Consider the following 14,123-nt stretch of genomic DNA (forward strand, 5'->3'; position numbering starts at 1 on the left):
GACCTCAGGGATCAACGATGACGCCGCCCAAGGATTCACGTTCCTCAAGGCTGTCGAAAAACAATAAAAAGAACCGACAAGATGACCCGTTCGAGTTATGGCTCAAACGAGGGTTACATCAGCTTTTTGACGAGGTCGCGCGTGAGCCGGTTCCGGAAGAGCTTTTGCGGCTGATCGAGGACGACCGCAAGATCAGGAAATAAATGGATCGTCAAGCAGGGGTCGGCCGCCGTCGCGGGTTGCGCGAGGCCCATTACGCGACGCGTGTCTGGCGCATGTTCGATACGGTCAGCGTGCGCATGATCGTGATCATTCTGCTGTCGGCCGGACCGATCGCGGTGATTGGCGGCCTGCAGGCCTGGTACAGCTATCGTCATACGCTTGCGGCGCCGGCTTTTCGCGCCGACATGGCGGTCAGCCGCATCGATCTGGAAATCCGGCATGACGTCGATCATCTCAGCGCGCTGCTGAACGCGATCAACCTGATGTCGCTGGACGAGCAGGCCATCGGACGTACCTTGCAGCTGGCACAGTCGCTGACCGGGCATTTCTACCGGCAACTTGCGCTGCTGGACGATCGCGGCAATGTCGTGGTCGCGATCGACAGCGGCTCTCCCGTCCTGCCGGGCGGCTCTGTGCCGGCTGAGGAACTGCCCCGGTTCAGCGGTGACGTGCGTGTCGCGCCGCTCGACCTGTCGGGGCAGGATCCCGAAGGCCGTTCCTATATCCGGGTTTCGATCCAGACCATGATCGCCGATACGGGCGGCAATCCGGTGCGGCAGGGTTTCCTGACGGCGATCATGCCCGTGGTCTGGAGCCGCCATCATCTGCAGATCGGCGACCCGCGTCTGGATTTCATCCAGAAGGACGGGGCGATCGATGCCTGGATCGTCGGCCGCGACCATAACATCGCCCCGCTCTGCGAGGATTGCTGGCGCATGCGCGTGCCACCGCCGCAGGTCCTGCGGTGGATACGTACCCTGCCGCTGGACAGCACTGCCCGCGCGACGATGACGATGGGCGACGCCTCATTCGCCTACGGGCCGGTCGAAGGGGGTGTCGGCGCCCTGACCATGACCCGTCGCAATGTCGCTGAAACCCACGCGCTGGTCATGTTCGTCATCTGGTTGTTCGTGATCGTATCGCTGCTCGGCTGCGGACTGATCGGCGTGGCCAAGAGCGCGAATATCCTGCTCGTCGCCCCATTGCGGCGGCTGACGGCGTCTGTTGCCCTGTGGCAGACCGGCGGGGGAGAATTCGATGCGCGCTCCACCTGGGCGATGCCGGCGGAGATCCGGCGGCTGGCCCATGCCTTCACCAGGGCCACGCGGACCCTGGCACGCCACGAGCAGAGACTGGCCCGTGCGTCGATGCGCCGGGAGCTGCTGCTGAAGGAGATGCATCACCGGGTCAAGAACAACCTGCAGATCGTCGCCTCACTGTTGAACCTGCAGGCCAATCGCATTCGCCAGCCCGAAGCGCGCGAGGAATTCACCCAGGCCAGGGACAGGGTGCGGGCGCTGGCCACCCTGCATCGCTATCTTTACGCCGACGGCGAGCTGTTCAGCCTGAACATGGAGCATTTCGTCAGCGAGTTGTGCGGCCAGATCTTCCAGGCGGTGGGCGAGAGTGCCGGCGGCCGGATCGCGCTGAAGATCGATGTCGAACGGCTGGAAATGGTGCCGGACCAGGCCGTGCCCCTGGCCCTGATCCTGACCGAGGTGGTCAGCAACGCCATCAAATACGCCTTCCCCGACGGGCGGCACGGCACGATCGCCGTCGGCCTGGTCCGCGAGGACGGCCACATGGCGCGGCTATGGATTACGGATGACGGGATCGGCCTGTCGGCGGGACGCCAGCGCGAGATGGACGATCGCACGGGCATCGGCCTGCAACTGATCCGGGGGTTCGCGCGCCAGCTGGGCGCAACGCTGGAAATCGTCGAGGACGGCGGGACCCGTTTCGAGCTGGTCTTTCCCCTGCAGCGACGGGACGATCCGGACGAGGGCGAGGAGCCCGCATGAGCGTGCATGGCAGGGATTGCCGGCAGGGATACGCATTCTGACGGGAACGGGTGTCCCTCGACTGACGCATCCATTATAGAACGCGGACATGAGCGGTGACAAAACAGTGATGAAGGCCTGGACGCGGGCACAGTCGCGTCTTGGCCGTCGGCAGGCGATGCCGATCGTGGGCCTCGGCCTGCTGTCCAGCCTGGTCGCGGTGGGGCAGGCCTGGTGCGTGGCGGCCATCCTGGCCCGGGTTCTCGTCGGGCCGGCCGGTTCCGGGGCGGCCGGGCTGCTGGGTGCCCTGGCGGCACTGGCCCTGGCGCGCGGGCTTTGCCTGACGCTGGGCGACATTGTCGCGGCGCGGGCCGGGCGGGCGGCACGGCGACGCCTGCGCGACGGCGTGCTGTCGGCCATTCTGCGGGGTGGGCCGGCCCTGCTGCGCCAGCAGCACAGCGCGGAACTGACCGCGTTGGCGGTCGACAGGGTGGAGGCGCTGGACGGGTTTTTCGCACGATGGATTCCGGCGTCGATCCTCTGGATCGCGGCGCCGGGGCTGATCGCGGTGCTGGCCGCCTTCATCCAGCCCGGCTCGGCCGCGATCATGGCGGCCTGCGGACTGGCGGTTCCGGTCGGCCAGGCCCTGTTCGGCATCGGCGCGGCGGTCGCCTCGCGCAACCAGTTCCTGGCGATGACGCGCTTGCAGGCCCGTTTTCTGGATCGGGTGCGCGGGATCGCCACCATCGTCCTGGCCGGCCGGACCGAGGATGAAGCCCACAGGTTGGCCGACGCCGCCGACGAACTGCGCCGGCGGACGATGAAGGTCCTGCGGGTCGCGTTCCTCTCGTCGGCCTCCATCGACTGCGCGATGGTCGTCGCCCTGGTGCTGATCGCCCTGCGCAATGGCGGGATCGTGCTGGAGCTGCATCATGGCGCCGCATCGCCGGCCCTGGTCGCCGACGCGACGATGCGGGGCCTGTTCGTCCTGCTGCTGGTGCCTGAATTCTTCGTACCCCTGCGCGGGCTCGCCCTGGCCTACCAGGATCGGGCCCATGCCGCCGGCGCCGCGTCGGCGATGGCCGCCCTGCCTGACGGCGACGCGCCGGCATCGGCCGGCGCGACGGCGCAGGTCGATGCCGAGGGCGTGTCCGTCGCCTTCGAACATGTCACCTTTGCCTGGGATGCGGCGCGGGGGCCGGTCCTGGATGATCTCAGCTTCGCCGTGCCGGCCGGCCAGACCCTGATCCTGGTCGGTGCATCGGGGTCGGGTAAATCGACGATCATCGAAATGCTGCTGGGTTTCGTCGTGCCCGGCAGCGGCCGCGTCACCATCGGACGCGCGGACGTCACGTCGCTGACGCCGTCCAATCTGTCGGGGCTCGTCTCGTGGATTGGGCAGAAGCCGGTCCTGTTCGCCGGCACGTTGCGCGAGAACATCCTGTTCGCCCGGCCGGATGCCAGCGCCGAGGACCTGGGGCATGCCCTGCGCGCGGCGGCTGTCGATACATTTGTGTCGGACCTGCCCGAGGGGCTGGAGACGCGGATCGGCGAGGGCGGGTTCGGCCTGTCGGGCGGGCAGGCGCAGCGGATCGCGATCGCGCGGGCCTATCTGAAGAACGCGCCGTTGCTGCTGCTGGACGAGCCGACGGCGCATCTCGACCCTGCCACCGAGGCCGATATCTTCGCCAGCCTGCGCGGACTGGCCCAGGGGCGGACGGTGATCCTGGCCAGCCATTCGGCGTCGGTCCATGAATTCACGGGCCAGCGCCTCGATCTCGGTTGCCGCCATCCGGTGCCCGTCCAGGGGGAGCACGAACATGTCGGATAAGCCCGGGAATACACCCCCGACCGGGGCGGGCGGCCTGACCCCCGTGCTGCGGGTCCTGTCCCTGTGGCGGGGGCGCGCGCCGCTGCTGGTCGCGGGCGGGGTATTGTCGCTGCTGGCCTTGCTGGCGGGACTGGTGCTGATGCGCGGTGCGGGCGCGCGTCTGGCCGGAACGGCGTCCGGCACGCTGGTCGTCGGTGTGCTGCTGCTGCGGGTGTCGGGCGTCGGGCGCGTGGTCCTGCGCTATGTCGAACGCCTGGTGACGCATGACGCGATGTTCCGCGCCCTGGCGGACGTGCGGGTTTGGTTTTTCCGTCATCTGGCGGGCGGCGCGGCGGCCGGGCTGGGTTTCCGCCGCGCGGGCGACCTTCTGTCGCGCCTGGTTTCGGATGTCGAGGCGCTGGACGGGCTGTATCTGCGCATTCTGGTGCCCCTGGCCGGGGCGTGCCTCATCCTGCCGTTCCTGGTCCTGGCCGTGCTGCCTGTCGATCCCGCGCTGGCCGTGGTCGTCGGGGGATTGTTCCTGACGGGCGCATTCGTCCTGCCGCTGGGCGCCGCCCTGCTGGGGCGGCGGCAGGCGGGCGCGCTGACCCATCGCCTGGCCGGACTGCGGATCGGGGTGCTGGACCTGGTCAGCGGCCTGCGTGAAATCCGCGCCTTCGGGGCGGAGGGACGGATCCTGTCCCATGTCCGCGAACGCGACGCCCGCCTGTTCGAAGCGCAGGCGCGGCAGGCGCGCCTGCTGGCGGTGGTGGGCGGGGCGTCCTACCTGTGCGGACAGGCGGCAGTGCTGGCGGTGCTGGCGGCGGCGCTGGGTGTGGGCTTCGGGCCGATCCCGGCGGTGCGGGCCGCTGGCCTGCTGTTCCTGGTCGTTGCGGGGTTCGAAGGTATCGGCGGGCTGACACGGGCCGGCGCCCTGGCCGGCGGCATCAGCCGGGCCGCGGCCCGTGTCATCTCGGTCGGCGCGCAGGACGGGCCGGCGGTGCCGGCCGGGACGCTGCCGGCGCCGGCCGGCACCGACCTGCGGTTCGAACAGGTCAGTTTCCGCTGGCGGGCCGACCGTGCGCCGGTCTTCGACGGGCTGACCCTCGACATTCCTGCCGGATCGCGCGTGGCGGTCCTGGGGCCGTCCGGGATCGGGAAATCGACGCTGGCCGCGCTGCTGCTGAAGGTCGCGGCGCCGACCTCGGGCAGGATCCTGCTGGGCGGACAGGACCTGGCGGAACTGGACAGCGGGTCCGTCCGCCGTCGTGTGGCCTGGCTGTCGCAGGCGACGCATCTGTTCGCCGATACGATTCGCGCCAACCTGTTGCTGGGCCGGCCCGACGCCACCGAGGCCGAACTGTGGATGGCGCTTGATCGCGCGCAAATTGGCGACCTGGTTCGGTCCATGCCCGACCGGCTGGATACCTGGCTGGGCGAAGGCGGCGCCACGGTTTCCGGCGGACAGGGCCGGCGGATCGCCCTGGCCCGGACGCTGCTCTCGGATGCGCCGATCCTGATCCTGGACGAACCGGCGACGGGTCTGGACGCCGAGACCGAACGGGATTTCCTGCTGACGCTCAACGCCGTCACCACGGGCCGCACGGTCATCCTGATCGCGCATCGCCTGACCGGCGTGGAAACGCTGGACCGGATCTGGCGCCTGTCGGACGGCCGCGCGACCGCCGTCGCGGCATAGGCGCGTCGCCGGCCGCGACGGCGGTCGAAAGGGCCGTCAAAGGTTGACGGGGGGCAGGCCAGCGGGCACCAAGGCCGTATCATCCTTGTTGCTGAACAGTCCTGTCGCCGGCATTTCCGCGGTATCGGCGGCCGATTCATCCATCAGCCGAATGTAAAAAAAAGGATCTGCCGATGCGTCGCCTGTCACTGGTTCTCGGTCTTTGTCTTCTGGCAGGCTGCACGACCGGACCATCCCGGAAATATATCGTCTTCTTCACACGGGATTCGACTGTGCTTGAAGACCCCGCGCGGCTGGTCGTGACCCATGCGGCCGAACAGGCGGCGCGTTACCCGTACTCGGTCGTCAATGTGGAAGGCTATGCCGCCGCCCATGGCGACCTGTCCGCCGATGCGCTGCTGGCGATCGACCGGGCCAGGCGCGTATCGGCCCAGCTGGTGGCGGACGGGGTCTCCGGCAATCGTATCCGCCAGAAGCCGCGTGCCCCCTCGAACGAGGATGGCGCCGTCGGGTCCCGCCGGGTCGAGATCGAGATCGCCGCACCTTGATGGGCGGGCGGGGCGAGGCCCGGCCGTGGCTGCGGCATCCATCATGACGGACGCCGGTCCCGACAATTCCCCACGGGCCGTCCTGTCCCGCGTGTTCGGCTTTCCCGATTTTCGCGGCTTGCAGGAGCAGGCGGTGGGCGAGGTCATGGCCGGACGGGACTGCCTTGTCCTGATGCCCACCGGCGGGGGCAAGAGCATCTGCTATCAGGTGCCGGCCCTCAGCCGCCCCGGAACGGGGCTGGTGGTGTCGCCGTTGATCGCGCTGATGGACGACCAGGTGGCGGCGTTGCGACAGGTCGGCGTCAATGCCGGTGCCCTGCATTCGGAACTGGAGCCCGAAGATGCCGCCCGGGTCCGGTCGGACCTGATGGCCGGGCGGCTGGACGTGCTCTATGTCTCGCCCGAGCGCCTGCTGTCGCCCGGCATGCTGGAACGCCTGTCCCGGCTGCCGCTGTCAGTCATCGCGATCGACGAGGCCCATTGCATTTCCGCCTGGGGGCACGAATTCCGTCCGGAATATCGCGCCCTCGCCAGCCTGCCGGACCATTTCCCCGGCGTGCCGCGCATCGCGCTGACGGCGACGGCCGATCCCCGGACCCAGGCGGATATCCTCGACGCCCTGGCCATGCCGGATGCGACGGTCCTGCGCGCCAGCTTTCATCGCCCCAACCTCGATATCGCCGTCCGGCCCAAGATTTCGGAATCACGGCAGTTGCTGGACGTGCTGGGCCGGCATCCGGGCGAGGCCGCGATCGTCTATTGCGGCAGTCGTAACAAGACCGAGCGCGTGGCCCGCTCGCTGCGTGAACGCGACTGGCCCGCCCTGCCGTTCCACGCGGGCCTGCCGCCGATCGAGAAACGCGCGGCGCTGGCCCGATTCCGGTCCGGCGAACCGGTGGTGATCGTGGCGACCATCGCCTTCGGCATGGGGATCGACCGTCCGGATGTGCGCACGGTCGTGCATCTGGACATGCCGTCCTCGCCCGAAGGCTATTACCAGCAGATCGGCCGCGCCGGCCGCGACGGCGAGAAATCTGAGACCGTCCTGCTGTATGGCGGCGACGATATCTCGCGCGCGCGGCACTGGCTGGAACAATCCAGCGCGCCCGAGGCCCAGCAGCGGGTCATGAGCGCGCGGCTGGAGGCCATGATTGCGCTGACGGAAACGACCGGCTGCCGCACGCAGGCATTGCTGGCCTGCTTCGGCGAGACGCTGGCCGGACCGTGCGGGCATTGCGACAATTGCCGCAGCCCCGTGGCCTCGTTCGATGGTACGGTCGAGGCCCAGAAGGTGCTGTCCGCGATCTACCGGATCGGCCAGAAATTCGGTGCGGTGCATGTCGTCTCGGTCCTGCGCGGCAAGGACAGCGAGATGGCCACCCGCCACGGTCATGACCGCCTGGGCGTGTTCGGCATCGGCAAGGACCGGCCCGAGCTGTTCTGGCGCGGGGTGATCCGGCAGTTGATCGCGCGGGGCGCCATTCGCGTCGCCGGGGATTACAATGCGCTGGCCCTGAACCAGGAGGTCGCACGCCCCATCCTGCGCGGCGAGCAGAAGCTGATGCTGCGCGAAGACGCGACGGACGAGTTGAAGGCCGGAGGGACGCGCGCGGCGCGGGCGCCCGGCGGGACGCGGGTTGCCGTATCGCTGCCGCCCGAGGCCGAGGCCCCGTTCGCGGCCCTGCGTGCCTGGCGTCTGGGCGAAGCGCGGGAACAGGAAATCCCGCCTTACGTGATCTTCCACGACGTCGTGTTGCATGACATCGCCATGGAACGTCCCGCGACGCTGGACGCACTGGCGCGAATCAAGGGAGTCGGCGCGTCGAAGCTGGACCGCTACGGCGCCGCCGTGCTGCAGGTTCTGGCGCAAGCGGGCGAATAGAGCCTGCATGCGGGGGCGGCGCACGGGCCGGCCCTTTCCCGGATGGGATGTCGAAGTCGGGCCTTTTTGGGTGGATTCAGGGCGCGATGTCGGCGGTATCCGGCGTGGGGCGAATCTCGAACGCGACGGTCCGTGTCGTGCCGCCCAGGAAGTGGAAGGTCACGGGAATGCTCCGCCCCGGCTGGACGGTTCCGTCATAGCCCTGGCAGATCAAATGATATCCGCCAGGCGGAAATACCAGAATCGTCTGCGCCGGCAGGGCCAGGCGGGTGAACAGCTCGGCGGTTTCGGGGGTGCTTTCCTGTTCGGTATGGTGGGCGAAGAGGTTCTGGCAGGCGGTGGCCGTCACGCCGGTCAGCATATGGGTGTCGGTGCCCCGGTTCTCGATCGTGAAATATGCGCCGGCGATTCGGCGTTCGGGACGGATGATCTGCATCCATGCGTCGCGGATGTTGATGTCCCCGGCGGCATGGGTCTGTCCGGGGACGGAGGTCGGGGCGTCGTCCGCCAGGGCGGACGGAATCGGGCGCAGTGCCGCCAGCAGGGTCAATGGCAGGACCACGGTCGCGGGCAGGGCGGGCAGCAGGCCGAACGGGCGGCGGAACCGGCCGTGTCGCGTCATGATAGGTCTCCTTGCCGGTATGTTTCCGCGAAGGGTATCAGCAAGCGCCCCGTGGCAAAACCGGCGGATCGCAGGGCCGGACTTGCGTCTTGGCGATTTCATGCGCATCTCGGGGCAGGACGAACGCCGGTCAGGATTGCCGCACGCATGCGATGCCCTTTTTGTGGACATGACGACACCCAGGTCAAGGACAGCCGTCCGCACGAAGATGGCGCCGCCATCCGCCGGCGTCGGATCTGCGCGTCGTGCAGCCAGCGTTTCACGACGATCGAGCGCGTTCAGCTTCGCGACCTGTTCGTCGTGAAGGTCGACGGCCGCCGCGTGCCGTTCGAGCGTGACAAGCTGGCGCGCTCCGTTCGCGTGGCGCTGCGCAAGCGTCCGGTGGATGAGGAACGGATCGAACGGATCGTCAACGGCCTGGTCCGCCAGCTGGAAGCATCCGGCGAGACCGACATCCCGTCCCGCGATATCGGCAAGCTGGTGATGGATACGCTGCGCGAAGTCGATGTGGTCGCCTATATCCGTTTTGCCAGCGTGCATTGGGATTTTCGTGAAACCAAGGATTTCGCCGCCATTCTGGAGTCGATCCCGGGCACACTGGCCCAGGACGGTCCGGCCGCCGACGGCAGGACGATCCGTCCCGCCCTGGCCGGTGGCTATGGACCTGGCGACGTAAAGAGGCGATGAAGCCGCCATCGGCGGAATCGCGGCAGCAGGAGACATACGAATGAACGGCGCACAGGACGAAGACACGACCCGGCAGAAGCCCCGGTCCCGGACCGCATCGCGCGTTGCGGTCGTGCAGGCGCTGTTCCAGATCGAACAGGGTGGTGACGCCCCCGAGACCGTGATCGCGCAGTTCGTGCGGCATCGCCTGGGCACCGAACCCGGCACGGCGGAATATGAGGACGGGCGCGTGCCCGAGGCCGACGTGCAGCTGTTCGAGCAGGTTACCCGCGTGGCGGTGGCGCGACAGGAACAGGTCGATGCCCTGATCGTCGGTCTGCTGCCGACCTCATGGCCCGTGGCGCGGCTGGATCCGGTCCTGCGCGCCCTGCTGCGTGCTGCGGGGGCGGAACTGACCGCGGTCGAGGGGGTGCCGACGCGGGTGGTCATCAACGAATATCTTGACATCGCACACGGATTTTTCTCGGGTGACGAGCCGAAGATGGTCAATGGCGTGTTGGATGCCATGGCCCGCCGCCTGCGCGAGGCGCCGTCCGCCACGGCCCAAGAGACCGACGAGGCCTGATCCAGGAGGAATGGCCGATGCCTTCCGATCCCGCAGGGACCACGGATGCCCGGCTTCCGCCCGAATTCGGTTTCATCCGGCGGCATTTCCAGGCGCTGGCGGGCGAAGGCGCGTTGGGCCTGGCGGACGATGCGGCGCTTGTACGCCCCCCGGCCGGCAGGGACCTGGTCATTGCCGTCGATACCATGGTGGAAGGGGTCCATTTCCTGTCGGACGACCCGGCGGATACGGTGGGGCGCAAGCTGCTGCGCTGCAACCTGTCCGACCTCGCGGCGATGGATGCGACACCGTCGGGCTATCTGCTGTCCGTCTCCCGGCCGCCCGGCCGGGACGATGACTGGTTCGCGGGATTTGCCGCGGGACTGCGGGACGACCAGACCCGGTACGGCCTGACCCTGCTGGGCGGGGATACGACCGGCACCTCCGGGCCGCTGGTACTGTCCCTGACCATTCTGGGCCACGTGGCGCGTGGCCGCGCCTTGCGGCGCAGTGGCGCCCGCGATGGCGATGGTGTCTGGGTGACCGGCACCATCGGTGACGGGGCGCTGGGGCTGCGGGCGTTGCGGGGGGAACTGGATGATCCCGCGGGTGTGCTGGCCCGCCGCTATCGCCTGCCGGAGCCCAGGGTGGGCCTCAGGCTGGGCGGCATTGCCTCGGCGGCCATGGATATTTCCGACGGGCTGGTACAGGATCTGGGCCATCTTGCACGGGAAAGCGGAGTAGGGGCGCGGATCGACGCGTCGCTGGTTCCCTTGTCCGAAGCGGCGCGCCATGCCGGACCGGAATGGTTGCCGGTCTGCCTGGGTGGCGGCGACGATTATGAACTGCTGCTGGCGGTGCCGCCGACCCACGAGGCCGCCCTGCTGCGCGCCACGGCCGCCTACGGCGTTCCGGTCACGCGGATCGGGCGGTTCGAGGCTGCCTTGCGGGGCGTGGTGGTCCAGGACGCATCAGGCCGGCCGCTGAGCCTGGATCGGGCCGGATGGAGCCATTTCTGACGGAGCTGAAGGACCGGGCTGGCGAGACGGATCTCCGTGCCCCGAAAAAGCCGACATCCTGCGTCATATGACGCCTGCCCCGCCTGCCGGACATGAAGCAGGCGGGACCGTGGTCGCCAGGGGCCGCACATCCCGACGTAACGGAAAGCACCGAGAGAAAGGGGCCCCATGGCCAAGGCGTACCGGAATGGCGAAACACGATTCGATCCCACGACGGTCCTCGTCACCGGGGCATCCAGCGGGATCGGTGCCGAAGTGGCACGTTTCTACGCGCGGGCAGACCGGACGCTGATCCTGTGGGGGCGGGACGCCCAACGGCTGGAGCAGGTCGCCCGCGACTGCCGCGCCCTTGGGGCGGGCGTGCGGACGCAGGTGCTGGACCTGCGCGACGGCGGGGCCGCGATCGCGGCGTTCAGGGCCGACGACGACCGGCACCCGGTCGACCTTCTGGTCCTGGCGGCCGGCCTGGGCGACATGCGCCAGGGCACGGCGCGGACCGAACATGCCGAGACGGTGCTGGAACTCGGCCTGGTCAATTACGCGACGCCCTCGGCCCTTGCGACGGCGGGGGCCGAGCGCATGGTCGCCCGCGGTGGCGGCCATATCGTATTGCTCGGCTCGGTCGCCGCGTTTCACGCCCTGCCGTTCGCCCCGGCCTATTCCGGGTCCAAGGCCGGGCTGATGCGCTTTGCCGAGGCCCTGCGGAACGGCCTGTCGGAATACGGGGTGGGGGTGACGCTGGTATCCCCCGGCTTCGTCGACACGCCCATGAGCCGCCGGGTCAGCAGTGCCAAGCCGTTCCTGCAGACCGCACCGGCGGCGGCCCGACTGATCGCGCGCTCGATCGAGGAAAACCGTGCCCATCTGGTCTTTCCCCGGCTGTTTTCGATGCTGCGTCTACTCGATATCGTCATGCCCCGTCCGATTCGCGACGTCATCCTGCGTCGCCTGAAGGCGGACCAGGCGCCGCGTCCGGCATCGTGAAGCAAGGGGAACCCTGACGGGTCGATTCGATTCCGCACTTGACGGCGCATGGCGGGAATCGGACATCCGAGGGGATGGATAACGATAATGTGTATCGGACGGCAGCGGCGAAGGGCCGCGCGTCCGACGGAACGATGCCACGGAGCCTGTGAAAACATGAGAGAGATCGTAGCGGTCGATATCGGCGGGACCCACGCGCGCTTCGCCATCGCCACGGTGGATTGCGGGCGCGTCGTCAGCCTGGGCGAGGCCACGACCCTCAGATGTGCCGAGCATGCCAGCCTGCAACTGGCGTGGGAGGCCTTCGCCCGCCAGGTCGGCAGGGCCCTGCCGGCCGCAGCGGGGATCGCCGTCGCCTGCCCGGTGCAGGGCGACATCCTGAAGATGACCAACAATCCGTGGATCATCCAGCCTGCCCAGCTGGGCAGCAAGCTGGGTGTCGACGAGCATGTCCTGGTCAATGATTTCGGGGCGGTCGGCCATGCCGTGGCGCAGGTGGACGCATCGCACCTGCGCCATCTCTGCGGTCCCGACCGCCCGTTCGGGGATTCGGGCGTGACCACGATCGTGGGGCCGGGAACGGGCCTCGGCTCGGCCTATGTCGTGCGGCGGGACGGCCGCTACCTGGTATGCGAGACCGAAGGCGGCCATGTCGATTTCTCGCCGCTCGACCTGCTGGAGGACAAGATCCTGCAGCGCCTGCGGCAGCGCTATCGCCGGGTATCGGCCGAACGCATCGTGTCGGGACCGGGGCTGGTGAACCTGTATGAGGCGATCGCCGAAATCGAGGGCCAGCCCGTGCGCACGCGCGACGACAAGGAATTGTGGACCCGCGCGCTGGAAGGTCGCGACCACATGGCGTCCGCGGCGCTGGAACGATTCTGCCTAGCCCTGGGGGCCGTCGCGGGCGACCTGGCCCTGGCCCAGGGCGGGAGCGGAGTCGTCATTGCCGGCGGCCTGGGCCTGCGGCTGGCGGACCATCTGCCCGATTCCGGATTCGCCGAGCGATTCGTGGCCAAGGGGCGTTTCGAATCGATGATGGCGGACATGCCGGTGAAACTGATCACCCATCCGCAGCCCGGCCTGTTCGGTGCGGCGGCGGCATTCGCCGAGCGCTTCGCCTGACAGCTGCCGCGTGCCCTTCGCCCGTCGCGAAAGGGCACGCGGGCATCCGTTCGTTCATGTCTGGGTCGAAATGGGATCGGAAGGACGGCCGCACGGGCCAGCGCATGCAAAAGCCCGGAAACGGGCCTTTGTCACCATATGTAACGATCCGGAAGATCGTCTGGAGGTCCGGGCGGGAATCGAACCCACATTCGCGGATTTGCAGTCCGCTGCATCACCATTCTGCCACCGGACCTGACCGGGTGCGTTGGCTATATCCACTCTCTCTTCCGTGCGGTCAAGCCGTTGTGTGCGCACCGCCTGCTAGGCAGACGGGTCGAGCGGCCATAAAACTGTTTTTGCCGGGGAACCTTCGGCCAGGGGCGTCGCGCGCCAAATGTCGGGCCGCCGGGAAAGCAGTGAAGGGAGTGTCATGAACCAGTCCGCGCTTGAAGAATTCGCCCTCGATTACGATGCCGCGCGGCAGAGGATGGTGGATGCCCAGATCCGTCCGGTCCAGATCAACGATCCGCGGATCATCGCCGCCATGCGCGACCTGCCGCGCGAACGCTGCGTGCCCGTTCCGCTGCGTGCCTTCGCCTATGCCGACCAGAGCCTGGAGATCGGCGGCGGGCGCGTCCTGACGGAACCGCGGATCGTGGGCCGGATGGTGCAGATCGCGGCCCCGCAATCGGGCCAGCGCGCACTGGTCATCGCGGCGGGGACGGGATATGTGCCGGCCCTCCTCGCGCGGCTTGGCGTTCACGTGGTGGCCCTGGAATCGGATTCGGAGCTCAGCACCATCGGCAAGGCCTTCTGCGCGGCCGAGGCGCCGCAGGTGGTGTGGCGCGATGGCGTGCTGGCCTCCGGCGACGCGGCCGGGGGGCCCTTCGACCTGATTCTGATCGACGGCGCGGTGCGCGACATCCCGCCGGCTCTGCCGGCGCAGCTGGCGGACAAGGGCCGCATCGTCTGTGTGATCTGGCCCGAGGGCGGCGTCGCCTCGGCCTGCGTCGCCGAACGGACGGCGCAGGGCGTGGGCGTCCGTCCGGTCTTCGATGTCGCCTTGCCGCTGCTGCCGGAACTGGTGCCGGCCCCCGTCTTCGCCTTCTGATCGGCCATATCGTCGGACGGTCATGCAATCCTTTTCCGCGTATCGAATATCGGTTACAACCTTGGGTAGCGTGATTGGCGGTGGTGACCGAGGACGCGGGGAGGGGT

General features: G+C 68.5%; 14 protein-coding genes and 1 tRNA gene. 12 read left to right on the top strand and 3 right to left on the bottom strand.

Annotated features, from left to right (window positions below; translation table 11 throughout):
- The first annotated feature begins 17 nt into the window (after nucleotides 1–17).
- From HLH28_RS12560 to cydC, 4 genes are all read left to right on the top strand, one after another.
- A complete protein-coding gene (locus HLH28_RS12560) occupies nucleotides 18–203 on the top strand; it encodes a hypothetical protein (RefSeq protein ID WP_182959666.1) in 186 nt (61 codons plus the stop codon).
- Nucleotides 204–2,024: a sensor histidine kinase gene (locus HLH28_RS12565; protein ID WP_246396105.1), complete on the top strand. Its 1,821-nt coding sequence runs from the start codon at nucleotides 204–206 to the stop codon at nucleotides 2,022–2,024.
- 88 nt (nucleotides 2,025–2,112) lie between these two features.
- The gene (gene cydD, locus HLH28_RS12570; protein ID WP_182959668.1) at nucleotides 2,113–3,834 is read left to right on the top strand and encodes a thiol reductant ABC exporter subunit CydD; all 1,722 of its coding nucleotides are present in this window, start codon (nucleotides 2,113–2,115) and stop codon (nucleotides 3,832–3,834) included.
- On the top strand, nucleotides 3,824–5,512 hold the full coding sequence (gene cydC, locus HLH28_RS12575; RefSeq protein ID WP_182959670.1) for a thiol reductant ABC exporter subunit CydC: 1,689 nt from the start codon (nucleotides 3,824–3,826) through the stop codon (nucleotides 5,510–5,512). Before cydD ends, cydC begins: the two co-directional genes overlap by 11 nt.
- Before the next feature lie 36 nt (nucleotides 5,513–5,548).
- Here the strand turns inward: cydC and HLH28_RS12580 are convergent, their stop codons facing one another.
- On the bottom strand, nucleotides 5,549–5,701 hold the full coding sequence (locus HLH28_RS12580) for a hypothetical protein (protein WP_182959931.1): 153 nt from the start codon (nucleotides 5,699–5,701) through the stop codon (nucleotides 5,549–5,551).
- On the opposite strand from HLH28_RS12580, the gene HLH28_RS12585 reads away from it, so the two are divergent.
- The gene (locus HLH28_RS12585) at nucleotides 5,686–6,060 is read left to right on the top strand and encodes an OmpA family protein (protein ID WP_182959673.1); all 375 of its coding nucleotides are present in this window, start codon (nucleotides 5,686–5,688) and stop codon (nucleotides 6,058–6,060) included. The genes HLH28_RS12580 and HLH28_RS12585 overlap by 16 nt on opposite strands.
- A 43-nt stretch (nucleotides 6,061–6,103) precedes the next feature.
- A complete protein-coding gene (gene recQ / locus HLH28_RS12590; RefSeq protein WP_182959675.1) occupies nucleotides 6,104–7,942 on the top strand; it encodes a DNA helicase RecQ in 1,839 nt (612 codons plus the stop codon).
- Nucleotides 7,943–8,018: 76 nt separating this feature from the next.
- Here recQ and HLH28_RS12595 read toward each other — a convergent pair whose 3' ends face one another.
- Nucleotides 8,019–8,564, bottom strand: a complete 546-nt coding sequence (locus HLH28_RS12595; protein WP_182959677.1) for a copper chaperone PCu(A)C — start codon at nucleotides 8,562–8,564, stop codon at nucleotides 8,019–8,021.
- Between the two features lie 147 nt (nucleotides 8,565–8,711).
- Between HLH28_RS12595 and nrdR the strand changes: the two genes are divergently transcribed.
- From nrdR to glk, 5 genes are all read left to right on the top strand, one after another.
- Nucleotides 8,712–9,251, top strand: coding sequence for a transcriptional regulator NrdR (gene nrdR, locus HLH28_RS12600; RefSeq protein ID WP_182959679.1), 540 nt, complete (start codon nucleotides 8,712–8,714; stop codon nucleotides 9,249–9,251).
- Between the two features lie 40 nt (nucleotides 9,252–9,291).
- Complete coding sequence (gene nusB, locus HLH28_RS12605) at nucleotides 9,292–9,816, top strand: transcription antitermination factor NusB (RefSeq protein WP_182959681.1); 525 nt, start codon at nucleotides 9,292–9,294, stop codon at nucleotides 9,814–9,816.
- Nucleotides 9,817–9,833: 17 nt separating this feature from the next.
- The gene (gene thiL / locus HLH28_RS12610; RefSeq protein ID WP_182959684.1) at nucleotides 9,834–10,814 is read left to right on the top strand and encodes a thiamine-phosphate kinase; all 981 of its coding nucleotides are present in this window, start codon (nucleotides 9,834–9,836) and stop codon (nucleotides 10,812–10,814) included.
- A gap of 168 nt (nucleotides 10,815–10,982) precedes the next feature.
- Nucleotides 10,983–11,798, top strand: coding sequence for an SDR family NAD(P)-dependent oxidoreductase (locus tag HLH28_RS12615; protein WP_182959686.1), 816 nt, complete (start codon nucleotides 10,983–10,985; stop codon nucleotides 11,796–11,798).
- Nucleotides 11,799–11,954: 156 nt separating this feature from the next.
- A complete protein-coding gene (glk, locus tag HLH28_RS12620) occupies nucleotides 11,955–12,923 on the top strand; it encodes a glucokinase (RefSeq protein ID WP_182959688.1) in 969 nt (322 codons plus the stop codon).
- Nucleotides 12,924–13,084: 161 nt separating this feature from the next.
- Here the strand turns inward: glk and HLH28_RS12625 are convergent.
- A tRNA-Cys gene (locus tag HLH28_RS12625) sits at nucleotides 13,085–13,158 on the bottom strand.
- Between the two features lie 177 nt (nucleotides 13,159–13,335).
- On the opposite strand from HLH28_RS12625, the gene HLH28_RS12630 reads away from it, so the two are divergent.
- Nucleotides 13,336–14,016 carry a protein-L-isoaspartate O-methyltransferase family protein gene (locus HLH28_RS12630; protein ID WP_182959691.1) on the top strand — a complete coding sequence of 227 codons (681 nt, stop codon included), beginning with the start codon at nucleotides 13,336–13,338 and terminating at the stop codon, nucleotides 14,014–14,016.
- Nucleotides 14,017–14,123 lie beyond the last annotated feature (107 nt).

The organism is Gluconacetobacter tumulisoli (assembly GCF_014174155.1).
Taxonomy (GTDB): Bacteria; Pseudomonadota; Alphaproteobacteria; order Acetobacterales; family Acetobacteraceae; genus Gluconacetobacter; species Gluconacetobacter tumulisoli.

Coding starts and splice junctions, on each gene's coding strand:
- nusB (WP_182959681.1), top strand. CDS start 9,292: ATGAACGGCGCACAGGACGAAGACACGACCCGGCAGAAGCCCCGGTCC.
- cydD (WP_182959668.1), top strand. CDS start 2,113: ATGAGCGGTGACAAAACAGTGATGAAGGCCTGGACGCGGGCACAGTCG.
- HLH28_RS12565 (WP_246396105.1), top strand. CDS start 204: ATGGATCGTCAAGCAGGGGTCGGCCGCCGTCGCGGGTTGCGCGAGGCC.
- thiL (WP_182959684.1), top strand. CDS start 9,834: ATGCCTTCCGATCCCGCAGGGACCACGGATGCCCGGCTTCCGCCCGAA.
- HLH28_RS12615 (WP_182959686.1), top strand. CDS start 10,983: ATGGCCAAGGCGTACCGGAATGGCGAAACACGATTCGATCCCACGACG.
- cydC (WP_182959670.1), top strand. CDS start 3,824: ATGTCGGATAAGCCCGGGAATACACCCCCGACCGGGGCGGGCGGCCTG.
- HLH28_RS12560 (WP_182959666.1), top strand. CDS start 18: ATGACGCCGCCCAAGGATTCACGTTCCTCAAGGCTGTCGAAAAACAAT.
- HLH28_RS12630 (WP_182959691.1), top strand. CDS start 13,336: ATGAACCAGTCCGCGCTTGAAGAATTCGCCCTCGATTACGATGCCGCG.
- nrdR (WP_182959679.1), top strand. CDS start 8,712: ATGCGATGCCCTTTTTGTGGACATGACGACACCCAGGTCAAGGACAGC.
- HLH28_RS12595 (WP_182959677.1), bottom strand. CDS start 8,564: ATGACGCGACACGGCCGGTTCCGCCGCCCGTTCGGCCTGCTGCCCGCC.
- HLH28_RS12585 (WP_182959673.1), top strand. CDS start 5,686: ATGCGTCGCCTGTCACTGGTTCTCGGTCTTTGTCTTCTGGCAGGCTGC.
- glk (WP_182959688.1), top strand. CDS start 11,955: ATGAGAGAGATCGTAGCGGTCGATATCGGCGGGACCCACGCGCGCTTC.
- recQ (WP_182959675.1), top strand. CDS start 6,104: ATGACGGACGCCGGTCCCGACAATTCCCCACGGGCCGTCCTGTCCCGC.